Annotated in this window: 22 protein-coding genes; 3 read left to right on the forward strand and 19 right to left on the reverse strand. The window is 46.9% G+C overall.

All coding sequences use genetic code 11. The features are described 5' to 3' along the window. Window positions 1-59: 59 nt before the first annotated feature. The 17 genes from DWX00_RS06960 to DWX00_RS07035 form a co-directional block, all read right to left on the reverse strand. On the reverse strand, window positions 60-1880 hold the full coding sequence (locus DWX00_RS06960; RefSeq protein WP_118594903.1) for an ATP-dependent helicase: 1821 nt from the start codon (window positions 1878-1880) through the stop codon (window positions 60-62). Next, a complete protein-coding gene (gltX, locus tag DWX00_RS06965; protein ID WP_022462713.1) occupies window positions 1877-3328 on the reverse strand; it encodes a glutamate--tRNA ligase in 1452 nt (483 codons plus the stop codon). Before gltX ends, DWX00_RS06960 begins: the two co-directional genes overlap by 4 nt. A gap of 142 nt (window positions 3329-3470) precedes the next feature. Then, entirely contained in the window at window positions 3471-3704 is a 234-nt protein-coding gene (acpP, locus tag DWX00_RS06970; RefSeq protein WP_022462712.1) for an acyl carrier protein, read from the reverse strand. A gap of 95 nt (window positions 3705-3799) precedes the next feature. Continuing rightward, window positions 3800-5032: an FtsW/RodA/SpoVE family cell cycle protein gene (locus DWX00_RS06975; protein WP_226906412.1), complete on the reverse strand. Its 1233-nt coding sequence runs from the start codon at window positions 5030-5032 to the stop codon at window positions 3800-3802. 30 nt (window positions 5033-5062) lie between these two features. Continuing rightward, complete coding sequence (locus DWX00_RS06980; protein ID WP_118594904.1) at window positions 5063-6910, reverse strand: glycerophosphodiester phosphodiesterase; 1848 nt, start codon at window positions 6908-6910, stop codon at window positions 5063-5065. 186 nt (window positions 6911-7096) lie between these two features. Then, on the reverse strand, window positions 7097-7267 hold the full coding sequence (locus DWX00_RS19600) for a hypothetical protein (protein ID WP_156327612.1): 171 nt from the start codon (window positions 7265-7267) through the stop codon (window positions 7097-7099). 165 nt (window positions 7268-7432) lie between these two features. Continuing rightward, window positions 7433-8086 (reverse strand): manganese catalase family protein, encoded by a 654-nt coding sequence (locus DWX00_RS06985; RefSeq protein WP_055228403.1) that lies wholly within the window; start codon window positions 8084-8086, stop codon window positions 7433-7435. A 3-nt stretch (window positions 8087-8089) separates the two neighbouring features. After that, window positions 8090-8371, reverse strand: coding sequence for a spore coat protein CotJB (locus DWX00_RS06990; protein WP_330416924.1), 282 nt, complete (start codon window positions 8369-8371; stop codon window positions 8090-8092). Beyond that, window positions 8368-8637, reverse strand: coding sequence for a spore coat associated protein CotJA (locus DWX00_RS06995; protein ID WP_243037979.1), 270 nt, complete (start codon window positions 8635-8637; stop codon window positions 8368-8370). The genes DWX00_RS06990 and DWX00_RS06995 overlap by 4 nt, the downstream gene beginning before the upstream one ends. 115 nt (window positions 8638-8752) lie before the next feature. Continuing rightward, entirely contained in the window at window positions 8753-10510 is a 1758-nt protein-coding gene (locus tag DWX00_RS07000) for an ABC transporter ATP-binding protein (protein ID WP_118594905.1), read from the reverse strand. Beyond that, window positions 10503-11951 (reverse strand): response regulator, encoded by a 1449-nt coding sequence (locus tag DWX00_RS07005; protein ID WP_118594906.1) that lies wholly within the window; start codon window positions 11949-11951, stop codon window positions 10503-10505. Before DWX00_RS07005 ends, DWX00_RS07000 begins: the two co-directional genes overlap by 8 nt. Further along, a complete protein-coding gene (locus tag DWX00_RS07010; RefSeq protein WP_118594907.1) occupies window positions 11923-13788 on the reverse strand; it encodes a sensor histidine kinase in 1866 nt (621 codons plus the stop codon). The genes DWX00_RS07005 and DWX00_RS07010 overlap by 29 nt, the downstream gene beginning before the upstream one ends. A gap of 198 nt (window positions 13789-13986) precedes the next feature. Then, window positions 13987-14805, reverse strand: coding sequence for an ABC transporter ATP-binding protein (locus DWX00_RS07015; RefSeq protein WP_117510330.1), 819 nt, complete (start codon window positions 14803-14805; stop codon window positions 13987-13989). Next, complete coding sequence (locus DWX00_RS07020; protein WP_199596442.1) at window positions 14798-15805, reverse strand: ABC transporter ATP-binding protein; 1008 nt, start codon at window positions 15803-15805, stop codon at window positions 14798-14800. Before DWX00_RS07020 ends, DWX00_RS07015 begins: the two co-directional genes overlap by 8 nt. Before the next feature lie 10 nt (window positions 15806-15815). Then, complete coding sequence (locus DWX00_RS07025; RefSeq protein WP_118594908.1) at window positions 15816-17069, reverse strand: ABC transporter permease; 1254 nt, start codon at window positions 17067-17069, stop codon at window positions 15816-15818. A gap of 15 nt (window positions 17070-17084) precedes the next feature. Further along, the gene (locus tag DWX00_RS07030; protein WP_022462698.1) at window positions 17085-18089 is read right to left on the reverse strand and encodes an ABC transporter permease; all 1005 of its coding nucleotides are present in this window, start codon (window positions 18087-18089) and stop codon (window positions 17085-17087) included. Window positions 18090-18188: 99 nt separating this feature from the next. Beyond that, a complete protein-coding gene (locus DWX00_RS07035) occupies window positions 18189-20117 on the reverse strand; it encodes an ABC transporter substrate-binding protein (RefSeq protein WP_158578770.1) in 1929 nt (642 codons plus the stop codon). Window positions 20118-20432: 315 nt separating this feature from the next. On the opposite strand from DWX00_RS07035, the gene DWX00_RS07040 reads away from it, so the two are divergent. Next, window positions 20433-21359: a DMT family transporter gene (locus tag DWX00_RS07040; RefSeq protein WP_118594910.1), complete on the forward strand. Its 927-nt coding sequence runs from the start codon at window positions 20433-20435 to the stop codon at window positions 21357-21359. Between the two features lie 2 nt (window positions 21360-21361). Here DWX00_RS07040 and DWX00_RS19605 read toward each other — a convergent pair whose 3' ends face one another. After that, on the reverse strand, window positions 21362-21526 hold the full coding sequence (locus DWX00_RS19605; protein WP_158578772.1) for a hypothetical protein: 165 nt from the start codon (window positions 21524-21526) through the stop codon (window positions 21362-21364). A 135-nt stretch (window positions 21527-21661) separates the two neighbouring features. Here DWX00_RS19605 and DWX00_RS07045 point away from each other — a divergent pair, with 135 nt between their 5' ends. Next, entirely contained in the window at window positions 21662-23152 is a 1491-nt protein-coding gene (locus tag DWX00_RS07045) for an AAA family ATPase (protein WP_118594911.1), read from the forward strand. A 240-nt stretch (window positions 23153-23392) separates the two neighbouring features. Here DWX00_RS07045 and pckA read toward each other — a convergent pair whose 3' ends face one another. After that, window positions 23393-24997: a phosphoenolpyruvate carboxykinase (ATP) gene (gene pckA, locus DWX00_RS07055; RefSeq protein WP_118594912.1), complete on the reverse strand. Its 1605-nt coding sequence runs from the start codon at window positions 24995-24997 to the stop codon at window positions 23393-23395. Between the two features lie 314 nt (window positions 24998-25311). On the opposite strand from pckA, the gene DWX00_RS07060 reads away from it, so the two are divergent. Further along, window positions 25312-26646, forward strand: coding sequence for an MATE family efflux transporter (locus tag DWX00_RS07060; RefSeq protein WP_022461056.1), 1335 nt, complete (start codon window positions 25312-25314; stop codon window positions 26644-26646). The last annotated feature ends 9 nt before the right edge of the window (window positions 26647-26655 follow it).

The raw sequence follows: 26655 nt of genomic DNA on the forward strand, positions 1-26655 counted from the left end.
TTGTTAAAATTTTATCAATTAGTAAATTTATTTTCAACATCTTTCACAACAGTACAAATTTACTGGATCACCTCGTCCAGGAACCGGGACGGCTCGACTTTCTTTTCAAACCGTTCCTCCACGTAACAGAGCGTCAGCTCTTTCCGGGCGCGCGTCATTCCGACGTAGAACATCCGCCGCTCCTCCTCGATCGCCTCCGCAAGGACTGCTTTCTGATACGGCATTACACCCTCGTTGACGTCAAGAAGATAGACCTTGTCGTACTCGAGTCCCTTGACGCTGTGCAGGGTGGAAACCATAACTCCTTCCGCACTCTCTGCGCGCTGCTTCTGTTTTTCCTTCATCTTCTGCTGGTATTCCTCAATATGTGCAAACCAGCCCTCGATGCTTTTCTGGGTCTTTGCCGCCTCCTGCAGCTCGTCCAAAACGGAAATCAGATCATCCTCTTTCAGATGGCGGTATGCAGCATATTCCTTCACATACTGTTCATAGCCGATCGCATAGCGGATGTAATTGACCGCGCCGAACGGCGATAAATGCGTCAGTGTCGTGATATCCTGCTCCAGTTTGCGGATCCGCTGGCACATCCAGTCTTTTTCTTCGTAATATTCCAGAAGTGCATCGAACGAAACAGTCGCCTCCTCAAAGGCATCCCGCGACAGATAACGGTTCGGGCGGTTGGCAATCTTTAAAAACTCGCCGCGCTTCCGGCTTCCCATCGCAAGATTCAGATACGTCAGCAGATCTTTCGCAATCCAGTGGTCATAGAGATCCGGCAGGGTATCCCGCATCTGGAACGGGATCTGTGCTTCCATCAGTTCCTCTACTGCTGTCCGGCAGCCAAGATTCGTGCGGAACAAAAGCGCCATCTCTTCATACGGACAGCCGTTTTTCTCCGCCTCCCGCAGCTCCTCGGCAACGGCACGCATCTCCTCGCGCGGGTTCTTATATCCCCGGATTGCAACCGGAGCGCCTTTCTCGTTGTCGGTGGAAATCGCCTTTTCATACCGCTTTTTGTTGTGGTGGATCAGGCATTGGGACCGCTTCACGATAAATTCCGTACTACGGTAATTTTTATCGAGCACTACCTGCGCCGCGCCCGGGTAATCTTTCGGAAAATTCAGCATGATCTCCGGCTTGGCCCCGCGGAACTGATAAATCGACTGATCGTCATCACCGACAATAAAGAGGTTATTTTCCGGCAGCGCCAGCATCCGCACAATCTCATACTGCACGGGGCTGATGTCCTGAAACTCGTCAATCAGGATATACTGAAATTTCTGCTGCCAGGCGCGGAGGACCTCCGGCCGCTCCAGAAAGAGACGTTTGCACTGCACCATCAGATCGTCGAAATCGAGTTTTTTGTTCTCCTTCCGCCATTTCTCATACGCCTCATAGATTTCGCGAAATTTTTCCTGCGGCATACAGGCGGAATAGTAATGTTCCAGCGGGATCTGATTGTTCTTCACAGTGCTGATTTCGCGCGCCAGATTTTCCTCGAGATCCTCTTCCTCCAGGTCTCTGGCATAGTGGTTGACCAGCTCGCGCATCAGCCGCTTTTTCTCTTCCTCGCTTAAAATATTGTTGCCGGACATGCGATACGTATGGCGCAGAATCGCGTAGAATACCCCGTGGAACGTTCCAAAGGTGACCTGGGTACTCGTCTTTCCCATCGCCTTCAAATACCGCTCCTTCATCTCTTTTGCCGCCGCACGCGTAAATGTTACGACAAGAATACGAGAGGCGGAAATGCCGCTCGTTACAAGCTGGCAGGTCCGCCCCGTAATCACTGCGGTTTTCCCCGACCCCGGTCCGGCAAGGACCATCATGGGGCCGGTGGTATGCATCACCGCTTTTTTCTGTGAATTATTATATATCATTTGGATAATTTCTCAATCGCTTTGTCGATGCGGGCAAGAGACTCCTCTTTTCCCAGAACCTCAAGGATTTCCGTTGCGCCGGCCGGTGTCATCTGTTTTCCGGAAAGAGCGGTACGGATCGGCCACATAATATAACCGGTCTTGTATCCTTTTTCTTTTCCGAATGCGCTGAGCATCTCAAAGAGAGCATCATTGCTGAAATCTTCCTGCGCTGCCAGCAGCGGTTTTACTTCCTGAAGAAGTGCAAGGGAGGTCTCCTCGTTTGTCTTCATCTTTTTGTGAGTGTACATCGAAGCGTCGTATTCCGGAACTTCCTCGAAGAAGTCGATGAGGTCTGCAATATCCGGGAATACTTCGATTCTTGTTTTTACCATGGCTGCAATTTTCTTAAAATCGAGCGGACGGTGGATTGTCTTCTGGATATACGGAAGCGCCATCTCATAGAACTTCTCGTCGTCCATTGCCTTCATGTACTCGCCGTTCATCCAGCGGAGTTTTGTCATATCGAAAACGGCCGGAGATTTGCTGATGTGGTGGTAATCGAAGATTTTTACCAGCTCCTCGAGAGAATAGATCTCGCGGTTTCCTTCCGGGCTCCATCCAAGAAGGGCTACGAAGTTGACAATGGCATCTTTTAAGAAGCCCTGATCGATCAGGTCTTCATAAGAAGAATGGCCGCAGCGTTTGGACAGCTTCTGATGCTCCTCGTTGGTGATCAGCGGACAGTGTACGTAAACCGGAACTTCCCAGCCGAATGCCTCGTAAATACGGTTGTATTTCGGGGATGAGGACAGATACTCATTACCGCGGACAACGTGGGTTACACCCATCAGATGGTCGTCGATGACGTTTGCGAAGTTGTAGGTCGGATATCCGTCGGATTTGATCAGGATCAGGTCTTCCAGCTCCTCGTTGTTTACGGTGATATCTCCGTAGATCTCATCATGGAAGGTTGTGGTTCCTTCGGTCGGCATATTGAAACGGATGACGTACGGTTTGCCGGCTGCCAGATTGGCCTCTACTTCCTCTTTGGAAAGACCAAGGCAGTGTTTGTCGTAGATCGAGATTTCTTTTCCGCCTACGTTACGCTTGCACTGGCTCAGGCGCTCTGCGTCACAGAAGCAGTAATAAGCGTCACCCTGCTCTACCAGCTGTTTTGCGTATTTCAGGTACAGACCTGCTGCATTACGCTCGCTCTGTACGTACGGGCCGCAGCCGCCGTCTTTGTCCGGTCCCTCGTCGTGTACCAGGCCGGTCTCTTTTAAGGTACGGTAGATGATATCAAGTGCGCCTTCCTGGAAACGCTCCTGGTCGGTATCCTCGATACGGAGCATAAAGGTTCCGTCATCGTGTTTTGCGATCAGATACGCATACAGGGCAGTACGCAGGTTTCCTACATGCATCCGGCCTGTCGGGCTCGGTGCAAATCTTGTTTTTACATTGCTCATTTTTCTTTTCTCCTGATTTCTGGTTTTTCTGGAACAATCCTTTTGTCTGTTCCCTTCCACCATTTATTTAGAATGGAAAACAGCCCGGCGTTTCTTCCGAGCTGCACCATCCTTCCACTTTTGCCAGCGGCAATGCTCTTTTTCAGACCTCTACGCCGTGCTGTTTCAAATATTCCATAAAGTCGCCGACGGTAGAAAGGTCTGTCAGTTCGTCGGTGTCGATTTCAATTCCGTACTCGTCTTCTAATGCCATAACCATCTCGTAAAGATCCAGGGAATCTGCACCCAGGTCATCTTTAAAAGAGGTATCTTCGTTGATGCTGTCTGCATCACAGTTGAGCTGTTCTACTAAAATTTCTTTTATCTTTTCTAACATTATTCTGCTCCTTCCTGCCTCTACCCGGCAGCCAGTATTTCTTTCGAAAAAAGTGTATCTGTTATTCCGGCATTTGTCAATAGATTTTTCTACTTTTACTGTTCTTCCGCCTGTGCCTCTCCTTCTCCGCTCTTTCCATCCTGGAACACAATAAAGCGGGAGACGCACAGGGCAATGCCGATTTCCGTCAGGATAAAGAGCACCGATGTTCCTCCGTAACTGATAAATGGAAGGGTAATTCCCGTTGCCGGCATCAGTTTCAGAACAACGCACAGGTTCAGAATAACCTGAATGGAAATATGTGCAAAAACGCCGCTCACCATCAGCATTCCATACGCGTCCGGCGCATTCTGTGCAACCACAAACAGACGGTACAGCAGGTAGCCAAACAGCAGCAATACAAGAAGCGCGCCAAATATTCCAAGCTCCTCGCAGATGATCGAGAAGATCATATCGTTCTGTGCTTCCGGAATTGTTGTAATCTTCTGCGTACTGTTGCCAAGTCCTTTTCCGAGAAATCCACCGGATCCAATCGCATAAAGTCCCTGCAGAATCTGATAGCTGCCTCCGGAAAGCCATTCATAGATACGGTTCGACCGGAAGTCACCGCCTATTCTTTCAAAGATCTGCAGATTATTTTTTAAAATGATAATCGCAAAAACGCCAATTACTGCCGCGCCCGGAATCACACGCGCATAAAATTTTACCTCCGGGTCCGCCAGAAACAAAATGACGCAGGCGATGAGTCCAAGAATAATGGCGGTACTCAGGTTGTCCGTCAGAATCCACGCAGCCAGCGCCTGCAGCACGCCAAGTCCGAGGACAATCGCTTTTGCGCGGATGGTACGCATATTTTTTCCCATCTTCAGGATAATGTATGGCAAATACAGAATCAGCCCCAGCTTTCCAATCTCCGCAGGCTGAAGACTGACACCGCCGATCCGGAGCCATCTTCTCGCCCCGTAGGCTTCATAACCAAGCGGCGTAAACCTTACCGCCGCCATCAGAAGGAGACTTCCCCAGTATACCAGTGCTGCAATCCGCTGGAACCATACACTATGATAATCTACAAACTTCGACAATATCACAATCCCCACCAGAACAATAGCAGAAAGCCCCGCCTGATGCGTGAAATAATACATATCATTTCCCTTGAATGTACTGGCCGCCTCGTAGGCACTCGCGCTGTACAGCATAATCAGTCCGAAGCTGACCAGCAAAATAGTGCAGGCCAGCAGGTTATAATCATAAAAATCCGAAGGAAGTTTTTTCTTCCTCTTTTTCTTCTTTTCTTTCTTCTGGGATGGCATGTTTACTTTCTCTGCCATGAAGTTTCCACCTCCATTGTTTTCCTCCATTTATTTCAGTGCATAGCCAAGCAGGCTGACAAAGCCCGGATTTCGGTCGGTCGTTCCGAGGATAACCTTACGCACCAGCTCCGGATCGTCCGTGATAATGTTGTCCACGCCGCAGTTGACCATCCGCTGCATATCTCCCTGATAATTCAGCGTCCAGGCACAGACTTCTTTACCAAGACTGTGCGCATGCTCTACAAAGCTTTCTGTGATGTACGTATATTTTACAGAAAAGAAGTCCGCCGCGTCCATATCCTCCAGGCCTCCGTACGACATTTTCATCGTATACCCGGTCTTGATATCCGGATTGATTTTCTTTGCCTGCCTGAGGAAATTGTAGTTCATGGAAGTCAGCACACACTGATCCACAAAGTCATTGTCCTCGATGATTTTCACCACTTTTTTGACAATATTCTGGTTGTGGCCGTTGTATTTTACTTCGATATTCAGGTTGATTTTTCCTTTCGCGTACGCGATGACTTCTTCCAGCTTCGGAATCTGCTCGCCGCGGAATTTTTTGTTGAATCGTACACCGGCATCAAGCTGGCTGATTTCATCGTAGGTCAGGGTCCAGATGCTGGCATTCAGACCGGTTGTCCGCTTCAGATTTGTGTCGTGCAGAAGGACAATCTCACCATCACTCGTCTCCTGTACATCGATCTCCGCATAATCCGACATGCTGTCCACTGCATATTTGATCGCGCTCATCGTATTTTCCGGTGCTTTTCTGGCTCCGCCCCGGTGCGCTGACACCGAAATATACTGGGAGGAAGCCGTTGCCTCTGCACGTGTTGCGCGCATGGCATATACAAGATAAACCGTTTCTCCCGCCAGCATGGCGATCGTGAGAACCACCGCCGTTACCGGACCGCAGAAGGTGCGTACCAGCTTCGAGCTCGGCTTTTTCGTTGTCCGGCTCTTCTGGTAGCCCTTTCGGGAGGAACGGATAAAAATCAGATACAGATACGTAATGCTTCCGACAAGGCCGAACGCTCCGCCGATCAGGCTCATCGTCGATTTGACCCAGTCACCATAGACGATGACGGTACTGACAACGGTAGACGGCGTTTTCACCAGCTTTGCATAGGCAACGACAGCCGTTCCGAAAATCAGATACAAAACCCACGTAATCAGAAAAATCATCACCTGGAAAAAGACGTTGATGCCAAGCTCACGCAGCACGCGTTTTTCCAGTGTCTGGCGCACCCGCAGATGGGTATTTTTCTCTTTTTCCGTCATCATGCACCGGAACGGGATGGTGTAGGAAAACACAAACGAGAACGCGACAAGCAGAATCGTCAGCACCACAGGGATCCAGTATGCCGGGAAGGCATTGAAAATCTTCGTCAGGGAAACCTGAAGCAGTTTCATACTGCGGATGGCGCTGTAGCTGCTGTGCAGCCAAAGGTACGGGAAGCTCGCTGCCATGTAGAAAAACCAGGTCCACGGGCGGGCACGCACAAACTGTGCGGCTCCTCTTCCGCCGGCAAGCATCATGACAGGAACGGAAATCCGTTTTCGTTTCCAGGAGGCCTCCAGAGCCGCCATGACAGCATAGATTTCAAACAGCATACAGAAAAAGAAAACAAGCAGAATTCCAAAAATCAACAGAAGGGTCAGCGGATGCAACATGATCTTGTTGAAGTTTTCCGATGTCATATAACTCGTTCCCAGCTGTTTTAAGGAAAAGTTGATCGCCGCATTGGCGAGTCTTGAAACCAGCTGGCTGGAAAACAGGCGGTAGACCGTCTCAAATATCACGATGCTAAGCAGGTTTTTCTGCAAAAGTTTCCATGCCATATTCAGATAAATTCGTATCATTCCTGCATTTTTTACTGCCTTTTTTCTCATCTGCTGTTGTTCTCTCCTGTCAGCCGCAATTCCCCCGATGAATCTGTATGCAAAAATTACCTTTATTTTTTCTCTTTTGTATTTTACATTTGACACTTCGAGTCTTTTTTGAAGCTCTTTTCTTTCTGTTCATTTTAAACTATCTTCCAGTATAACACAAAACCGGGTCTTTGAGTATTCTTTTTTCTATTTCTGGTTGCACCACTTCTGCAGTTTTTTTACCATGGCGGATGGGCTGCTTACTGATTTTTCCATCCTGCTGTCCGCATCCGGTGCCTGCCGCAAAGCAACACCGAAAAAATACAGCACGAACGCAACGACGATGAGTTCGGGCTTTACATAATTCATTGCTTCCATGGAACATCCTTTCTGACTTTTCTGTTTTTGAAAGTCTTTTTTCTATATTATGATGGGATAATGATTTACGACTGGATAAGATTTTCTTACTGTAAACCCAAAAAATCCCACCTGTTTTTCAGATGGGATTTTCCAGTGGTGTGCTGTTCTTTGATTTTTAATTTACTATCTTGTGCAGCAATTCCCCTGACCTGCCCCTGGCTGCGGTGCCGCACAGAAAGTCTTTGCATCAAACGACGGATTAAACGCATAAAAGTTCTTCGAATTCAATTCATCCTGTACAGAACGCAGTGCTTCACCAAAACGCTGGAAATGCACAACCTCACGTGCCCGCAGGAAACGAATCGGATCTGCTACCTCCGGATCTTTTACCAAGCGAAGGATGTTGTCGTACGTTGATCGGGCTTTCTGTTCTGCAGCGAGATCTTCGAACAGATCTGTTAACGGATCGCCTTTCGACTGAAATTCGCAGGAATTAAACGGGACTCCGCCGGCCGCCTGTGGCCAGATTCCGGCTGTGTGGTCTACATAGTAATTAGCAAAACCGGAATTCTGAATTTCTTCCAGCGAAAGATCACAGGTAAGCTGATGAACGATCGTGGATACCATTTCGAGATGAGCTAATTCCTCGGTACCAACATCATTCAACACCCCCGCTACAATTCGGTTCGGTGCTGTGAAACGCTGAGAGAGATACCGCATGGATGCGCCCATCTCTCCATCCGGTCCACCATACTGACTCATGATAATTTGGGCGATTTTGGGGTTTGGTGTCGTGATGTTTACAGGATACTCGAGGCGTTTTTCATAATTCCACATCCGTCAGCACCCTCCTTTCCGGTTGACTTCCCACGGCCATGGCTGCATAACCCATTCGAAAGAACGGCTCATGCGGTCGTTGGCGGTATCGATCGTGAGCGGGCCGTACTGTTCGGCGTACTGTTTCAATGCTTCTTTTCGAAGCTTCACTTTTTCCCGGAAAAAGGCAAGTGCATCTTCATCCTCCGGGTGGGTGTCGAGGTAAAGGTTCATTTCAACAACAGCAAAGCTGACCTGATCAATCCAGGCGAGCAGCTTTTCGCGGGATGGCATCTGCGGCATCATAGGCACTGTCCTCCTCCCTTTCCACAGAATGGTTTACAGAGTTCCGGGAATAAGGTTCCATTTTTTAATGCAGCGGAAAGATCATAGATCTGTTCAAACCGCTGCATCGGAACGTACGCCATTGCAGGTATCATATGATCTACATGCTGCATTTTCCGCGGGAAATTCCTTGGTTCCATCTTCAGTTCCATATTGTTTGAAGCGGCGCGGCGGTTCTGCATATTGTTCGCACCGCAGCAGCCGCAATTCATACGGGATGAATCCATACCATGTTCCTCTTTCATTTTCTGTTCTTTATAGAGTATGAAGAAAATAAGAAAGTGTCAAAAAAGGCAGCGGTTTCTCTTCCGCTGCCTTTCTGTCATACTAATGAAATTTTCATCAAAACTGCATCTCATACAAATGCGCATAAATCCCGCCTTTCGCGAGCAGTTCCTTATGTGTGCCTTCCTCCGCAATTCCATTCTCCGTCAGCACCAGAATCCGCTTTGCATTCCGGATTGTGGACAGCCGGTGCGCAATCACGAAGGTTGTCCTGTCTTTCGCCAGAAGTTCCAAAGATTTCTGGACGACTTTTTCGCTTTCGTTGTCGAGCGCTGAGGTTGCCTCGTCGAAAATCAGAATCGGCGGGTTTTTGAGGAATACGCGGGCGATGGAAAGCCGTTGTTTCTGGCCACCGGAAAGTTTTACGCCGCGCTGGCCGATATCGGTGTCGTAGCCGTCCGCCAGCTCCATGATAAATTCATGTGCATTGGCCGCTTTCGCTGCGCGGATGACCTCCTCGTCGGTCGCATCCGGTCTGCCATAGCGGATGTTGTCGATGATCGTTCCCGCAAACAGGTACACATCCTGCTGCACAATACCGATCTCATCGCGCAGATCCTTTAACTTCACATCGCGGATGTCCTTTCCATCCAGCAGAATTCGTCCTTCCGTCACATCGTAAAAACGCGGAATCAGCGAGCAAAGCGTCGTCTTTCCGGCGCCGGAGCTGCCGACCAGTGCCACATAGTCGCCGGCCGGGACATGCAGATTCACATTGCTTAACACGTTTTCCTTCGACTCCTCATAGTGAAACGAAACGTTTTCAAAGGTTACTTCTCCCTGCACATTCTTCAGTGGCAGTGCATCCGGCTTGTCCTGGATGTCCGGTGCGATGCTCATAATTTCCAGGAAACGTTCATAACCGGAATAACCATTCTGGAACTGCTCCGTAAAGTTCACCAGCTTTTTCACCGGATCTGTGCAGTTGTTGATGTACAGAAGAAAGGTAACCAGATCCGCTGCCCCAAGCTTCCCACCTGTCATCAGCAATGCGCCGACAATCAGCGAAATAACGGTAATCAGCGTCGAAAAGGCTCCCATTCCCGAATTGTAAATTCCCATATAGCGGTAGCTGACCTTCTTCGAATCGACAAAACGGTCATTTCCCGCATTGAACTTACGCATCTCTTCTGTCTCATTTCCAAACGATTTGACAACACGGATCCCCGAAAGACTGTCCTCAATCTGACTGTTGATATCCGCAATTCTGCGGCGGTTTTCCTTGAATGCACTCTTCATGCGGCTGTTCATCACTAACGCAAACAGCAGCATCACCACAATAACCACAAGCGGCACACATGCCAGCATCGGATTTACCACAAACAGAATAATCATCGCGCCGATCAGTTTGATAAACGAAATGACAATATTCTCCGGCCCATGATGTAAAAGCTCACTGATATCGAACAGATCGCTTGTGATGCGCGACAACAGATGGCCGACCTTCTGGTTATCGAAAAAAGCAAACGAAAGCTTCTGATAATGGCCGAAGATCTCGTTCCGCATATCATGCTCAATCCGCGCCCCCATCACATGGCCGTAATAGGCAATATAAAAGTTACAGTATATTTCAACCAGAACCATAGCAATCATCAGAATACCGAGGCGGATAATCTCACCCGTTGCCTGCTCCAGCGGCTTTTCCACAACCGTACTCGTAATATACCGTACAATCAGTGGAATCACCAGTGTAATGGCTGCTCCAAGCATTGCAAAAAACATGTCGGTAAAAAACAATCCCTTATATGGAATGTAATACCGCGCCAGCTGGCGGATTCTTCTCTTCTCTTTTCCGGTTTCTTTTTCTTTACTCATCCTGTCCTCCCTTTCCGTTGGAAACCATTTTGTAATCTTTTCGGAACTCAGACGGTGATACGCCGCATGCCGTTTTAAATGATTTCATGAAATGCTTATCATTTTCAAATCCAACCTGTTTGGCAATTTCCGTAATTTTATCTTCTGTTTGAATCAACAGACGCTTTGCCTCCGCAATGCGGATCTCCTTCAGATAGTTCACAAAATTCACACCGGTATGTTCTTTAAACGCTGCTGAAAACAGCGAATAATTCATACAAATATGGTTAGATACCATTGCCATATTCAGATCTTTTGCATAATTTTCCCGAATATATGAAATTGCCTCTTCCATTTTTTCTTTTCCGGCTGTCTGACTTTTCAGGCTTTCCCTGTAAACGTGTATCCATTTTTCAAACGCATCCAGAAACAGATCTGCATCACGGTACTGCAGAGGGCGCGGACATTTTTCCTGTTTTTCCGCCACTCGATGAAAAAGATCCAGCTCTTTACAGATTGCTTCTGTTACTGCCAGAAGCTGATAGGGGGAAACCCTCTGATGTGCTGCCTCAAAATACCAGTTCCGCATTTTTCGCAGCACAGTATCTGCCCGGTCCGTTGGCACCTGCAGAATAAATTTTTCCTGAAACTGTGCCAGTTCCGGCTTTTCCTCAAAACATTTTTTCTGATATTCTTCCACAGGATTTTTCTGTATAAATGCCATTTCCCGGGCCAGCAGTGCTTCCTGGTATGCCTCTGGAATTTCCATCACAGAATGATGTTCTTTTCCCACTCCGAGACAAAATCTCTCATCTTTTTCTTTCATGATCCGCTCTGCCTCCGGTTCCGGCAAAAGATACAGAACTCCTCCTTCTACGCCTTCCAGCAGAATTCCGCTGCATTTCGAAAACCGTTCCCCATTTGCCTTGCTGGTCAGCAGGATCCGGAAGCTGTCGTTTCCGATGTATCGCCGGATCCTGCTTTCCATATCCATCCATTCGTTTTCTTCGGCCATTTCTGCATTCATCATCAGATAACGGAGCTGATTTAAAAAGCACCGTTCTTCCTCTTCTTCCGTTTCCCGGGTCTCCGAAAGCTCTCGTTCCAGATTTTCCAGAAGCTGTTCTATCGTCTCCCGCTTGATCGGTTTTAAAATATAGTCCCGAACTCCATGCTTCATCATTTCAACCGCATAGGAAAATTCATCATAGCCGCTTAAAACAATAACAACAGGTTTCTGTGACAACTCCTCCATTTTGTTGACCAGTGTCAGACCATCCATTTTGGGCATACGGATATCAGTGAACATGACGTCCACCCTCTGTTTTCCCAAAATCTCCAATGCCTCTTCTCCGTTTCGACACTCCAGAATCTCCTCCACCGGCACGCTGCTTCGCCGGATCATCGCCACGATTCCCTGTCGAATCAATTTTTCATCTTCTACAACCAGCAGTGTATTCATTTTCTTTTTCTTCCTCTTTCTCGTCACCCTCTTGATCCATCGGAGAATATTTCCCCCTCGTGATGGGAAGATGAATGCTCACCTTCGTATAGCAATGCTCTTTTGTATAAACTGACAGTCCATACTCTGTTCCAAATTGAATGTGAATTCTGTCCTGTACATTCCGAAGCCCGATTCCATGTTTCGGCTGTGTGTCTGAATTCAGGCGCATCCTTAGTTTACGTCTCAGAATTGCAAGCTGCTTTTCTGACATGCCTGTTCCGGAATCTGTGATTTCAATCTCAAAGCTCTTTTCATGCTCTATTCCTTTGATTTCAATGACGGCGTCTGCATCCAGCTCCTCAATTCCATGTGTGATTGCATTTTCCACAATCGGCTGAAGAGACATCTTGGGGATATCCTGCCGATACAAATTTTCCGGCATCTGAACGGACAGTGTTATTGTGAAATCATACCGCAGATTCATCAGTTCCACATAGTTCTGAATATAATTCATCTCATCCTGAACGGTTACCAGGAATTTATTCCAGCGCATATTGTAGTGCAGCATTTCACCAAGTGCTGTCACTGCATCAGAAATCGTATATTCTTCATTAATCTCAGCCATCATCTTGATGGATTCCAGAACATTATAAATAAAATGAGCGTTAATCTGGTTCTGCATTGCCCGGATTGCCGTATCTTTCAGTGCTGCCTCCCTTTTGATGCTTTCCTCGTTCTGTTTCTGAATTCTCTCCAGCATTCCGTTGATACCATAGCTCATTTCCCGCATCTCTTCTGCGCTGTAACAAACCTTTATCTTTGTTGTTCCATTGTCAATCTGACGCATCTCACACAGGACGTCATAAAACTCCTTCAGCAGGCCACGCACAATCAGATTGACCACCACAATAAGAAGCAGCCCGAAGCCGGCAAATTCAAGCAGCATTCTCTGCTGCTGTTTGATCATGTTTCCGGTTGCATCATCCAAATTGGTCAGTGTTACAAACATTCCATTGAGTTTATCGACTTTCCGAAGCACAATTGCAACGTTTTTCCGGTCAATCACCGCACTCTGCTGACTCTCTTTTCTGTCACGGATTCCTGCCCGGAACAGAATCAACCCCCGATAGGACTGCCATTTGCAGGCTGCCGCTGTCTTCCCGCAATCATATAAATTCCAATTTTCATCAACAAAGCAGGCCCAGCTGCTGTCACCGGATCGATAAATTTCGGGAAATATGTCTGCCATACGCATGGATACCTCGATCACGCCAAGCCTTCCTCCGCTTTGATCCCGCAGTTCCCGTACATAAGTCATCAAATGGGAACCTTCTTTTTTTGTACCGGAGATAATATTTTTTTCCTGTATGTCAAAAAACCACTGTCCACCGCCCTGATAGCTTCGGTACCAGGAACAGTTTTTCATCTTTTCCTTCTGATACAGGATCGGCTGCTGCTCCAGAAAACCATCTGCCATGGCAAAAATATGGATCTGGTACAGATCCGGCATTGCCTCCTGCATTTTATCGATTATGCTGATGCTGTTGTTCCGAAATTGCTGATAATAGCTCTCAGAGATCTCCTCTCCCCTCCTGAGATGAAGAAGATATTTTTCCAGTGGTTCATACTCCTGCAGCGTATCTACAACCATTGAGCAGGCATTCGCTTTTGCATTCACCTCCGCACAGGTAAGATCTGTTGCCGTTACTGCTTCATTTACCCCATGATCTATGGCATTCTTTTTGATACTCCTAAACCCAAAGCACATCATGCCAAAAAGCGGAATAAAAACAAAGATCAACGTTGTTACGGTAAATTTTTGGTTCAGTTTCAGTCCGCGAAACCAGTTTCGCATTTTTCATCCCCCAGTTTTCTTTTCGGTTCTGTAACCTTACTAATTTTACCAGTTTTTTCTTTAAAAAGCAATTTTTTCAGAAAAATTATTGACAAAAAGAGAAGACGGTACACTTCTTTTCCGTGTACCGTCTCTCTTTTCGCAAGACTCATATATGACGCAAAGCATGGTTCCAGGGAAACAGCTTTCGTACCATTGTTATACTGTTGTCAGATCCCACGGTTCATAAATCTTCGGAACATCGCTGATCAGACGTTTGGTATACGCTGCTGTCGGGTGAAGAATTACTTCTTCTGCCGGTCCCGATTCTACAAATTTTCCATGCTCCATAATATAAACATTATCGGATACATAGTAAGCAAGACCAATATCGTGGGTAATGAAGATAATCGTCATATTGATCTCATCACGCAGCTTCAGCAGCATATCAAGGATCGTTGCACGTGAGCAGGCATCAATCATGGACGTCGGCTCATCGGCAAGCAGAATCTTTGGTTTCAGAAGGAAAATGCGTGCGATCATCAGTCGCTGCATCTGGCCTCCTGACAGCTCAAATGGATATTTGTTTGTCAGTTCTGCGTATTTTAAGTTTACAAAACTGCAGGCCTCTGTCATCAGACGTTCTTTTTCTTCTTTCGGCAGATTTTTGTCACCACGCATGTTAATGCAATCCAGCAGAACAGAATCTACACGTTTGAACATATTGTAGGAAGCGAACGGGTCCTGGAAAATCGCCTGAATTCCCTTCCAGTACTCTTTTTTCTTCTTTCCGTTCGAAATGTCTCTTGGTTTACCCTGGAAATCAATTTCGCCTTCGGTTACACTGATCAGTCCGAGCAGCATCTTGGAAAGCGTTGTTTTTCCGGATCCGGATTCTCCTACGATGGAAACGAATTCACCCTCATGAAAATCGAAATCCACATGGTCTACAGCGACCGTTTTGGCATCACCAAAACCAAACACTTTCGTCACACCTCTTCCGGAAAGGCATGGTTTTAATTCTTTTCCATCACACATTTGCATACACCTCCCGAATCTTTCTCTCAGACATCAGGCAGCGGTACTCTCTTCCGTTTGGCAGCTCGATGACCTCTGGTTTCATACCGCGGCAGGTTGGTTGTGCATAAGGACAGCGGTCTGCAAAGCGGCAGCCCTCCGGCGGATGTTTCAGGTTTGGCGGAGTTCCAGGAATTGCAGTCAGCTTCTGTTCTCTTACACCTTCCTCCGGAACGATGATCGATCCCATCAGACCTTTGGAATATGGATGCAGCGGATCGAATACCATTTCTTTTGCGGTACCTTTTTCTACGATCTGTCCGGCATACATAACCATAATATCGTCAGTTACGTTGTAAAGAAGCGGCAGCTCGTGGGTGATGAAGATCATGGATTTGATAAATCCTTTTTCCATCAGGTCTCGCATCATCTTGATAACCATCTTCTGGGAAGTTACATCCAGTGCGGATGAAGGCTCATCGGCAATCAATACCTTCGGAGAAAGGATGGTGGAAATTGCAATTACCGTTCTCTGTTTCATACCACCGGAAAGTTCTACGGCGTGTTTCTGCAGAACCTCTTCCGGCAATCCCAGGATTTCAAAACGCTCTTTTGCCAGATCATAAATGTCTTTTTTCGGCATTTTCGGATCGTGCGCATGAATAACATCTTCCACAAATCGAATGATTTTCTGTGTCGGGTTCAGCGCGTTCATCGCCGCCTGCGGAATGTAGGCAATCTCATTACCAAGGATATTTTTTCTTACATCATCCGGTTTCATTCCGGAAATCTTTCTTCCATCTACAATGATGTCACCGCTGATGTAATGCAGTGGCGCGAAATAATAGCCCATCAGGGACAGCGCCAGTGTTGATTTACCACAGCCGGACTCTCCGGCTACACCAAGGGATTTTCCCTCTTCAATTTTCAGGGAGACTCCGTCTACGGCGTATACATCTTCATGAAAACGAGTTACATATTTCGTTTTCAGATTGTTTACTTCCAGCATTACTTTTCCCATAGCTGCCTCCTTAGTCTCTTAACTGCGGGTTGAATACCTGGTCAAGACCGGTGTTCATCAGGTTAAGAGAGAATGAAATAAGTGCGATTACAAGAATGACCGGGAAATATGCCCACCATGCACCGTTTAAGTGTGCATTGTACTGGGTTGCCCATTGCATCATAAGACCAAGTGTTGCAGTCTTTGTGGTTGCCGGTCCAAGTCCGATCATAGAAAGCTGTGCCTCTGCCAGAATTCCGGAGGAAATCTGGAGAATGAAGGCCATAACAACGTAGGATGCAACGTACGGAAGGATGTCGGTAAGGACAATCCGCAGCATGCTGTGGCCGGACAGTTTGGAAAGGTTTACATGGTCACGGTTTCGAAGAGAAATAACCTGGGAACGTACGGAACGTGTTGTCCACGGCCATGCTGTAATTCCGATCAGGAGTGCCACCATCATGATTCCCCTCTGAGACTCACCTACGCTGTAGGAGATGAGGATCAAGAGAACGAAGGATGGGATAACGGTGAACAAGTTGGTAAAGAACAGAATCAGGTTGTCCACAAAACCTCCAAGGTAACCTGCAAGAAGTCCGAGGAACAGTCCGATCACGGTTGCAATGATTCCCGCAACCAGACCAATTTTCAGGGATGAACCTGTTGCAGAGATCAGCTCAGTCAAAACATCACGACCAAAGTTATCTGTACCAAGCACGAAGGTCTGACGGTTAATGACATCTTTTTCATTGATGTACTGCTTGCTGTCGATGCTCTGAACCTCTTCCAGCTCACCGGTCTCTTCATTTTTCTCGGCAATAATGGTTGGAACATCCTCTAAAATACCGTCGATTTCGTTGTCGAGACGCTGATATTTTTTCTTTTTTGCTGCGATAAGGCCTTTCTGTTCTGCATTTGGGTCATATTTTTCCTCCCAGAGAGCAATCAGACCTTCTGCATCGGTAACATCGATTTCACTGGCATCTACACCGCCGTATTTTTCCAGCCATTCTGCCATCATAGAACGGTTTTCCATTGTCAGTTTGCTTTCAACGATGGATGCGGTTGCATCAACATTCATCTTATACGTTTTGCCGGAATTTACGGTGTCCTGAATCGAAAGATAGGTACCCGGTTTGAAAAAGTTTCCGTTTCCGATCATTGCCAGCGGATCTTTTGCCACAACAAGCGGATAGATGATAATAGTCAGGAGAATTGCCAAGAAGATTACAAATCCTGTCACGAATTTTCCTGAATGAAAAATCTGTTTGATTGTATTTTTCATAGCGTATTCTCCTTTCTAATCCTGCTGGGATGCTTTGACACGTGGGTCAATGACTGCATACAGAAGTTCAACAAGCAGGTTGGCCAGCAGAACCATGATAGTAATGATTAACGTACAGGCAGAAAGCAACGGATAATCCTGGCCGGTAACTGCTGAGAGCATCGTTGTTCCAAGTCCCGGATAACTGAATACCATCTCAGCTACCAGGTTACCGCCTATCATGGTACCAAGGGACATTGCAAGACCGGTGATCTGCGGAAGCATTGCGTTACGGAACACATATTTCACAATCGTATGATCCTTGATTCCAAGGAAACGACTGTATTTTACATAGTCGGCATTCAATTCATAAATTGACATTGAACGCATACCAATAGCCTGGCCGCCGATCGTGATGATTACGATAGACCAGAACGGCAACTGGTAATGTGAAAGCACAGATTTCATAAAAGCAAGGCTCATATGCGGAATCATACTGCTCGCATAGCCGCCTGCTGCAGGTGCAATATGTAATTTCAGTGAGAAAACAAATAAAAGTACGGTTGCCATACCAAAGGCAGGTACGTTACTGATAAACAGGAATGCCGGAAGGATTGCCTTGTCGAAAACACCTTTCATGTAAGCTGCAATTGCACCAAGCAGGTTACCAAGAATCCATCCAACAATAATGGCCGGAAGCTGTAAACATATGGTCCACAGAACCGAACTGGAAATAATATCGGATACGGTACGCGGATACTGGCTGAAAGAAATGCCGAAATCACCGCGAAGTGCATTTTTTACCCAAGTAAAAAACTGGACATACATTGGTTTGTTAATACCAAATTTCGCTGCATAGTCTTCATATACTTTCTGAATTGCAGTCGCATCGGTCATACCTTCTACCGATTTGGACGCAATAGTTGAAACCGGATCGCCCGGCATCAGACGCGGAAGAATGAAGTTCAGCAGCACTGCAAAGACTAACGTCAAAAGATACCACATGATCTTCTGCGTATAATACTTTTTCATTCCTTTCATAGAGGAACCCTCCTTCTGATTTTGTAAAAGCGGCCGGAGCACCCCGGCTCCGGCCGCCTCTGTTACAATTCAGTGTGTGCTTTCTTTCTGTTTGGCAAATCAGCCGTCAATCAGTTCCAGATTGTACAGTGCTGCTACGCCATAACCATCGGTGCAGTCCATCGGAGGAACATTGGTTCCATCGTCTTTCTGCGGATAGTTGGTCCATACGGACTCGTTTACTTCGTGGAATACCTGCGGTCTGTACATCAGCGGTACACACGGGCAATCTTCCAGCATAATCTTGGAAAGTTCTGTATAGTAATCTTTCAGTTTTGCATCATCGGTCTCATGAGGAATTGCTGCAAGGATTTCATCTACACGGTCGTTCTGATAATGACCGAAGTTACCACTGAAGTTAACCTCAAGATCGTTGTAATCAGAGCTCATGAAGAAACGGCATCTCATGTACGGGTTGGCAACCGATGTACCAGGGCCGGACTGCATGGTGATTTCGAAGTTTCCGGTACTGTAATCCGTGCTGTAGTTTGCTGCTTCCGGGAAGTAGGTCTCAATGTTGATACCAATATTCTTTCCTGCTGCTGCTACGATTTCAAGGGTTGCATTCCAGTCAGACCATCCTGTCGGGCACTCAGCCTTATAGGAAAGGTTCTTTCCGTTGTACTCACGGATTCCGTCTCCGTCGGTGTCTACGATTCCGGCATCGTCCAGAAGCTTCTTAGCACCTTCTACATCGGCATTGGACCACTGATACTCTTTTAAGGCATCCTGATCCACCATAGCCTGCTCAGCATCGGTCGGGTTCATGACAGAACGCGGAACATCTGCGAAGGTAGGAGACTGTCCGGACATTGCTGAAGAAATAACCTGATCGTAGTCAACTGCCATAGCGATTGCCTTACGAACAGCTACCTGATCCAGTCCTTCTACTTCTGTATTAAAGAACAGGGTAGGCATTGTCATACACAGCTGATACGGTGCTTCATCAACATAGGTAGAAATCGGAAGATCCTGCTCTAACCACAATTTCTGAAGGTCTGTGATGAATATCTGTGCCACATCAATATCACCATTCTGGAATGCGGTGGTAGCTGCTGCGTTATCTTTAAAGATCGGGTGAGAAATATATTTCGGAACCGGAAGCTTACCCCACATGGAATCTGCCTGTCCCCAATAATTATCATCGCGGATCAGAACTACGTTCTGGTCATTGTCAAAGTATTTTTTGTACGGTCCGGAAGTTACCAGATCGTCCATCTTATCCATTTTAATTGCTTCAGCATCGTTGTTGTTTCTGTCAGCTACGGTCTTCAGATAGTTTTCCTGCATGATATAAAGCATTGGAAGATATCTTTCCGCAAGAACCGGGTTAACTGCTTCGCCGGAGTCATCGGTTGTCAGTTTGAAGACTACGGTACTGTCATCCTGTGCAACAACATCTGCAATGTAGCTCTTCATTTCAGCGCCGGTAGAAGAATTGTAATCTACATGTGCATGATAGGTAGCTGCTACGTCTTTTGCAGTAACCGGTGTGCCGTCATTCCATTTTGCATCAGCTTTGATCTTAACGGTAATTTCGGTACGGGCATCGTTCCAAACCGGATCTCCGTCTGCAAGCAACGGATACATTTTTGCATCCAGTGGATTCCACATATAAAGAGTTTCATAAACAAGTACACGTGAAGCATCGCCCTGCGCTATAACCATTGCATTGTTTGAGTTTGCGGACATTGGGTTGTAATCATTGACGGTACCCCACTGCTGTCCTGCGAAGTAAAGAGTTTCATTTCTTGGAAGCTCGCCTACCACATCATCTGAACCTGTGGTATCTTCGCTGGAAGCATCTGCTGTGCTGGAAGATGCTGCTGTGGTATCGCTTGATGCATCTGCTGTTCCGCTGGAGGATGCTGTTGCTCCTCCGCTTGAACTAGTGCTTGTGCTTCCGCTGTCTCCACATCCGGCAAGCATCGTTCCTGCCATTGCCACTGTCATTAACAGTGCAAGGACTTTCATGTTACGCTTTTTCATACTTTTTACCTCCTTAAGGTTTTCGTTCTTGCTTGATGAATTCATTATATACAAAGACTGTTAGAAAAACAGTGTCTATTTTTTGTTTTTGGTGTTCTTTTTTTGTTTTATGTTGGTTAAATTGCTCATTTTACTCTTTTTAACTCCCTTTGTTCTGCTCATTTTTCACATATCCGTTTTCGCAACATCTGCACTATTTCGTCATTATGATTATTTGTGCTATTTTTCCGTCTTTTCCGACATTTTTCCGTTCGCTTTTTCCATCTCTTTGTGCTATGATGAATATCGTATCAATTTCAGGAGGTTTTTTCTATTATGAATACTGTTTCTTATAAGTACCGACAGTCAGCGCTTCTGCTTCTGACCGCTGCGATCTGGGGTTCTGCCTTTGTCGCACAGCAGACCGGTATGGATTATGTCGGACCTTTTACGTTCAACGCGGCACGAAACCTGCTCGGCGGACTTACGCTTCTTCCGCTGATTGTCTTTTTCTCCTCGCGTAAAAAGCGAACCCTACCGCCGGATGCTTCGTCAGAAAATGGCACACAGCCAAAAACGCTCTGGGCGGGCGGTATTCTCTGCGGCATCGCACTGTTTGTCGCCTCAACTCTGCAGCAGATCGGCATCCAGTACACAACCGTCGGAAAGGCCGGTTTTATCACCGCACTTTACATCGTACTTGTTCCGGTCTGCGGTTTTTTTCTCCGAAAGCGTGTACAGCCGAAGGTCTGGCTCGCAGTTCTTATTGCCGTCGCTGGTCTCTATCTGCTCTGTATGACAGACGGCTCCTTCTCTTTGCAGAAGGGAGATTTTCTTGTGCTTGCCTGCGCGCTCGGATTTACCGTACATATTCTGGTTATTGATCATTTTTCTCCGCTTGTCAGCGGCATCAAAATGTCCTGCATTCAGTTTTTTACCTGTTCGATCCTGTCCGCTGTCTGTATGGTTCTCTTTGAAACCGTAAACTTCTCCGATCTTCTGCACGCCTGGATGCCGATTCTCTATGCCGGAATTCTCTCTTCAGGTATTGGCTATACCCTGCAGATCATCGGGCAGAAAGGATTAAATCCTACCACAGCTTCTCTGCTTATGAGCCTGGAATCCGTTTTTTCTGTTCTTGCCGGTTGGATTCTCCTTCATCAGGCTCTCTCCGCTCGCGAGCTCTCCGGCTGTATTCTGATGTTTGCAGCGATCGTGCTGGTACAGCTTCCGAACTTTCACAAAGCCAACGCTGTTTCCTGATGTTATTCCTTTTTCAGTGTAAGAAAGATTTCTGTTTTGCGAGCTTCTTTCTTACGGCAGCTTGCTTTGATGACATAATTCCCCTCCGCCGCAGTGTGATCCTGTCCGGAGGGCTTTTTTATGCCATCCGAAAATTTAACCGAATCAAGTAAGTCACCTGCTTCCATTTCGAATATCCGCTTGCCCAATATTTTCATGGCATAAAAATACAAAATTCTGCATATTGATTGCAGGATTTTTTAATTCGTGCTACACTGTTTTTATTGTACCAATAAGCACTTATTTTATTAGGAGGTTCTGTCATGCCCGTTTTTGATTTCAGCAATTCCCCGGAAAAAGCAAAAGTTTCCGAATGTACGTATACTGTTTTCCGCACAAACGCACCGTTTACTTCTCCGGATCAGCCGATCCTAATTCTGGATACAAAAGAGAAGGCTTTCCCGCATCATCCCTGTGGTATTTTCACAAACCCATCCAAACGGACCTCGTTTGAATTTAAAGAGGAAGAAGAAACCTTTATTGCCGACATTCTTCAGATCGATGCCCGTTTTGTCAGCCTTTTAAAATGGCTCGGTGAAAACCATATCAATGTCCGCCTTTCCGGTGCACAAACATCCGACGGTTATGCAGTTTACAAAATCCGCGAGATCGCTTTCGGTGGCGGTGCAAAGCTTTCGGCTGAGGATGGATTTTTACAGTTTATGATTGAGCGTCTCCTCGCCAGCAATGCACCGGAAGAAGAAGTTGAGGATGAGGATCAGGAGGAAACCGGTGACAGCATGAAGCTCACCAGCATCCAATCCATCACTGATTTTATGAACTGTGCCGGAAGAACGCTGCCGGACAATATCCGCCTTTGGGCTCGTCGAAACCTCGCTGTTGCCCGTTCCCACGAAGTCTCTCCCGAAGAACGTCGTCACGCACAGCGCGCCCTCTCCATGATGATGAATATTCAATGGAAAAGCAACTATTTTGAAGCCATTGATCCAGTGGAAGCACGCCGGATCCTCGATGAAGAACTGTATGGCATGGAACGCGTGAAGCAGAGAATTATCGAAACCATCATTCAGATTAACCGGACTCATACGCTGCCGGCCTATGGTCTGTTACTGATCGGTCCTGCCGGAACCGGAAAATCGCAGATTGCTTATGCCGTTGCGCGTATCTTAAAATTACCGTGGACAACACTCGATATGAGTTCGATTAATGACCCGGAACAGCTGACCGGAAGTTCCCGCATCTACGCAAACGCAAAACCGGGAATCATCATGGATGCTTTTTCCATGGCTGGTGAATCCAACCTCGTCTTTATCATCAATGAGCTCGACAAGGCTGCCTCCGGCAAAGGAAACGGAAACCCGGCAGATGTTCTGCTGACCCTTCTTGATAATCTTGGTTTTACCGATAACTATATCGAATGTATGATCCCGACCGTCGGTGTATACCCGATTGCAACCGCAAACGACAAGAACCAGATCAGTGCTCCGCTGATGTCCCGCTTCGCTGTGATTGAAATTCCGGACTACACACCGGAAGAAAAGAAAATCATTTTCTCCCGCTATGCACTTCCAAAGGTATTAAAACGCATCGGTATGAAAGAAAATGAATGCATTCTGACACTGGAAGGACTCGATGCCGTAATCTCCTGCCACGAAAACACAAGCGGTATTCGTGATCTTGAGCAGGCTGCTGAGCATATCGCAGCAAATGCGTTATATCAGATAGAAGTCAACCATGTTTCCTCTGTTACCTTTGATGCAGAAATGGTACGTGAACTGCTCTTGTCCTGCTGATCTGCCTTATTTTCTATTTTGAAGGCGTATCAGGGTACGGCGAAAACCAGTGACGCAACAATTCACGCTCTGTGGTGCTGAAATTTTTTGCATTATTTTGGAGTGTGCTGTAAAATAGTTTCCTGTCCCATCAGTCTGTACTTTCGGGCAGGGAACTATTTTATTTCTCCAGATATTTTCATAAAAGAAAGCCCCTGACACTTTCATGTCAGGGGCTTCCTTTCGGTCAATTCAGAAAATTTATTTCTGCGGACCAGCGGAAACAAGTGCTTTACCAGCAGCATTTCCTTCGTATTTTGCAAAGTTCTTGATGAATCTTTCAGCCAGATCCAGTGCTTTGGTCTCCCACTCGGAAGCATCAGCATAGGTATCGCGAGGATCCAGGATAGCCGGATCAACGCCCGGAAGTTCAGTCGGAACTTCGAAGTTGAAGTACGGAATAGTCTTCGTCGGAGCTTCGTTGATAGCACCGCTTAAGATTGCATCGATGATTCCACGGGTATCACGGATGGAGATACGTTTTCCGGTTCCGTTCCAGCCTGTGTTAACCAGGTATGCTTTTGCTCCGCTCTTCTCCATTTTCTTAACAAGCTCTTCTGCATATTTGGTTGGGTGCAGCTCCAGGAATGCCTGGCCGAAGCATGCAGAGAAGGTAGGAGTCGGCTCGGTAATTCCGCGCTCGGTTCCTGCAAGTTTTGCAGTAAATCCGGACAGGAAGTAGTACTGAGTCTGCTCTGGTGTCAGAACAGATACTGGCGGAAGTACGCCGAATGCATCTGCGGACAGGAAGATAACATTCTTAGCTGCCGGTGCAGAAGAAATCGGGCGAACGATGTTCTCAATGTGGTTGATCGGATAAGATACACGAGTATTCTCGGTTACGCTCTTATCATTGAAGTCGATCTTGCCTTCTGCATCAACAGTAACGTTCTCAAGCAGAGCGTCACGTCTGATTGCGTTGTAGATATCCGGCTCAGACTCTTTGTCCAGGTTGATAACTTTTGCATAGCAGCCGCCCTCGAAGTTGAATACTCCGTTGTCATCCCAGCCGTGCTCGTCATCACCGATCAGAAGACGTTTCGGGTCTGTGGAAAGTGTTGTTTTTCCTGTTCCGGAAAGTCCAAAGAAAATTGCGGTGTTCTCACCGTTCAGGTCTGTGTTTGCAGAGCAGTGCATGGAAGCGATGCCTTTCAGCGGCAGATAGTAGTTCATCATGGAGAACATACCTTTCTTCATCTCTCCGCCGTACCATGTGTTGATGATAACCTGCTCACGGCTTGTGATGTTGAATACTACTGCTGTCTCAGAGTTCAGACCCAGCTCTTTGTAGTTCTCAACTTTTGCTTTGGATGCGTTGTATACAACGAAATCCGGCTCGAAGTTCTCAAGCTCTTCTGCTGTAGGTTTGATGAACATGTTAGTTACGAAATGTGCCTGCCAAGCTACCTCAACGATGAAGCGGATAGCCATACGGGTATCTTTATTTGCGCCGCAGAATGCATCTACAACGAACAGTCTTTTGTTGGAGAGCTCTTTTTTGGCGATCTCTTTTACTGCTGCCCATGCTTCCTGGGTTGCCGGATGGTTATCGTTTTTGTACTCATCAGAAGTCCACCATACAGTATCTTTCGAATTCTCGTCCACAACGATGTATTTGTCTTTCGGTGAACGGCCTGTATAGATACCGGTCATAACGTTAACTGCACCAAGCTCTGTCTCCCGGCCTTTTTCATAGCCTTCCAGCTCTGGTTTTGTCTCTTCCTCAAATAACTGCTCATAAGAAGGGTTGTACACAATTTCTGTGGTACCGGTGATGCCATACTTTGTTAAATCGATCTGTGCCATCTTGTAATTAACCTCTTTCCTTTGATAGTAATACTGCTTCATTCTGCAAAATGCAGAAATTTGAAGGTATCCTTTAGAAGAAACCGGACCAGCCGGCCTCTTCTACTCTAATTATACATAAAAGGCCAAAAAAATCAACTGAAAATCTTCCGTTTTTTTACAGAACGTGTCCCAAAATCTGTAAAAATTTTATAAACTTCGATTTTTCGAAGTTTTCTGACAATTGCATTTTTGTACACTTCATCCTGCAAATTGACATTTTTTGATTTTTTATGTTATAATATTAATAATTATGTTCGGAAAGAAGTTTCTTTATGTATTACGATCTGACCCGCGGGAAAATCTCCCGCTCTCTTATCCTGTTTGCCCTGCCGATGATCGCAGGAAATCTGTTGCAGCAGTTTTACAACATTGCCGACACCCTGATCGTCGGACGCGTTCTCGGAAGCAATGCGCTCGCCGCCGTCGGCTCCTCCTATACGCTGATGACGTTTCTGACTTCCATTTTTCTCGGCCTGTCGATGGGCGCCGGTGCGCTCTTTTCGATTTATCAGGGACGAAAAGATCTTTCTTCTTTAAAACTTTCGATTCTCCACGCGTTTCTGCTGATCCTTGCCGTTACGCTCGTGCTGAATCTCGCTGTTTATGCAGGCATCGAGCCGATCCTTACGTTTCTTCGCGTCCCGGATGAAGTCCGTCCCGGCATGCGGACGTATCTTCTGATTATCTTTGCCGGCCTTATTGCAACATCCGTATACAATTTCTTTTCCTGTATGCTGCGCGCGCTCGGAAACTCTTCTGTGCCGCTGATTTTTCTCGCTGTCTCTGCTGTGCTGAACATTGCACTGGATCTGCTCTTTGTCGCTGTACTGCCGTTCGGCATCGCAGGCGCGGCGCTCGCTACGGTTCTTGCGCAGTATGTGTCCGCCGTCGGTATTCTGCTCTATGTGCTGCTCCGCTGCCGCATGTGGCTGCCGTCAAAAAAAGAATGGCGTTTCAGCCATTCCATTTTAAAAGAGATTCTGAATCTTTCTTCGATGACCTGCATTCAGCAGTCGGTCATGAATTTCGGCATTCTGATGGTACAGGGGCTCGTCAACAGCTTCGGTCCGGCGGTCATGGCGGCATTTGCGGCCGCGGTGAAAATTGATACCTTTGCCTATCTGCCGGTGCAGGATTTCGGAAATGCCTACTCCACTTTCACCGCACAGAATTACGGAGCCGGAAATCACGAGCGGATCCGGCGCGGCACGAAAGATGCTTTTGCACTGAGCGCTGCTTTTTCCATCGTCATTTCTCTGCTTGTCAATCTGTTCGCGCATCCGCTGATGCAGATTTTCGTGAAAGCATCAGAAATGGAGGTCATCGCGATCGGCGTACAGTACCTGCGGCTGGAAGGCTCGTTCTATCTCGGCATCGGATGGCTGTTTCTGCTGTACGGGTATTACCGCGCTGTCAAACGCGCCGAGATGTCGGTTGTTCTGACCGTCATTTCGCTTGGCATGCGTGTGGCGCTGGCATACCTTTTCTCCGCCACGGCGCTTGGCGTTGCCGGAATCTGGATCGCTATTCCGATCGGCTGGGCACTGGCTGATATGACCGGACTTTTCTTCCTGCGGCGTGCATTCCGATCGCAGAAGCCTGCATAAGTTCCGAAT

This window comes from Blautia sp. AF17-9LB (genome assembly GCF_003479185.1).
GTDB lineage: Bacteria > Bacillota > Clostridia > Lachnospirales > Lachnospiraceae > Fusicatenibacter > Fusicatenibacter saccharivorans.

What these genes read in the sequence shown, in the direction of transcription:
- DWX00_RS06960 (WP_118594903.1), bottom strand. Translation starts at nt 1,880, where the DNA reads ATGATATATAATAATTCACAGAAAAAAGCGGTGATGCATACCACCGGC.
- gltX (WP_022462713.1), bottom strand. Translation starts at nt 3,328, where the DNA reads ATGAGCAATGTAAAAACAAGATTTGCACCGAGCCCGACAGGCCGGATG.
- acpP (WP_022462712.1), bottom strand. Translation starts at nt 3,704, where the DNA reads ATGTTAGAAAAGATAAAAGAAATTTTAGTAGAACAGCTCAACTGTGAT.
- DWX00_RS06975 (WP_226906412.1), bottom strand. Translation starts at nt 5,032, where the DNA reads ATGGCAGAGAAAGTAAACATGCCATCCCAGAAGAAAGAAAAGAAGAAA.
- DWX00_RS06980 (WP_118594904.1), bottom strand. Translation starts at nt 6,910, where the DNA reads ATGAGAAAAAAGGCAGTAAAAAATGCAGGAATGATACGAATTTATCTG.
- DWX00_RS19600 (WP_156327612.1), bottom strand. Translation starts at nt 7,267, where the DNA reads ATGGAAGCAATGAATTATGTAAAGCCCGAACTCATCGTCGTTGCGTTC.
- DWX00_RS06985 (WP_055228403.1), bottom strand. Translation starts at nt 8,086, where the DNA reads ATGTGGAATTATGAAAAACGCCTCGAGTATCCTGTAAACATCACGACA.
- DWX00_RS06990 (WP_330416924.1), bottom strand. Translation starts at nt 8,371, where the DNA reads ATGATGCCGCAGATGCCATCCCGCGAAAAGCTGCTCGCCTGGATTGAT.
- DWX00_RS06995 (WP_243037979.1), bottom strand. Translation starts at nt 8,637, where the DNA reads ATGGATTCATCCCGTATGAATTGCGGCTGCTGCGGTGCGAACAATATG.
- DWX00_RS07000 (WP_118594905.1), bottom strand. Translation starts at nt 10,510, where the DNA reads ATGAGTAAAGAAAAAGAAACCGGAAAAGAGAAGAGAAGAATCCGCCAG.
- DWX00_RS07005 (WP_118594906.1), bottom strand. Translation starts at nt 11,951, where the DNA reads ATGAATACACTGCTGGTTGTAGAAGATGAAAAATTGATTCGACAGGGA.
- DWX00_RS07010 (WP_118594907.1), bottom strand. Translation starts at nt 13,788, where the DNA reads ATGCGAAACTGGTTTCGCGGACTGAAACTGAACCAAAAATTTACCGTA.
- DWX00_RS07015 (WP_117510330.1), bottom strand. Translation starts at nt 14,805, where the DNA reads ATGTGTGATGGAAAAGAATTAAAACCATGCCTTTCCGGAAGAGGTGTG.
- DWX00_RS07020 (WP_199596442.1), bottom strand. Translation starts at nt 15,805, where the DNA reads ATGGGAAAAGTAATGCTGGAAGTAAACAATCTGAAAACGAAATATGTA.
- DWX00_RS07025 (WP_118594908.1), bottom strand. Translation starts at nt 17,069, where the DNA reads ATGAAAAATACAATCAAACAGATTTTTCATTCAGGAAAATTCGTGACA.
- DWX00_RS07030 (WP_022462698.1), bottom strand. Translation starts at nt 18,089, where the DNA reads ATGAAAGGAATGAAAAAGTATTATACGCAGAAGATCATGTGGTATCTT.
- DWX00_RS07035 (WP_158578770.1), bottom strand. Translation starts at nt 20,117, where the DNA reads ATGAAAAAGCGTAACATGAAAGTCCTTGCACTGTTAATGACAGTGGCA.
- DWX00_RS07040 (WP_118594910.1), top strand. Translation starts at nt 20,433, where the DNA reads ATGAATACTGTTTCTTATAAGTACCGACAGTCAGCGCTTCTGCTTCTG.
- DWX00_RS19605 (WP_158578772.1), bottom strand. Translation starts at nt 21,526, where the DNA reads ATGGAAGCAGGTGACTTACTTGATTCGGTTAAATTTTCGGATGGCATA.
- DWX00_RS07045 (WP_118594911.1), top strand. Translation starts at nt 21,662, where the DNA reads ATGCCCGTTTTTGATTTCAGCAATTCCCCGGAAAAAGCAAAAGTTTCC.
- pckA (WP_118594912.1), bottom strand. Translation starts at nt 24,997, where the DNA reads ATGGCACAGATCGATTTAACAAAGTATGGCATCACCGGTACCACAGAA.
- DWX00_RS07060 (WP_022461056.1), top strand. Translation starts at nt 25,312, where the DNA reads ATGTATTACGATCTGACCCGCGGGAAAATCTCCCGCTCTCTTATCCTG.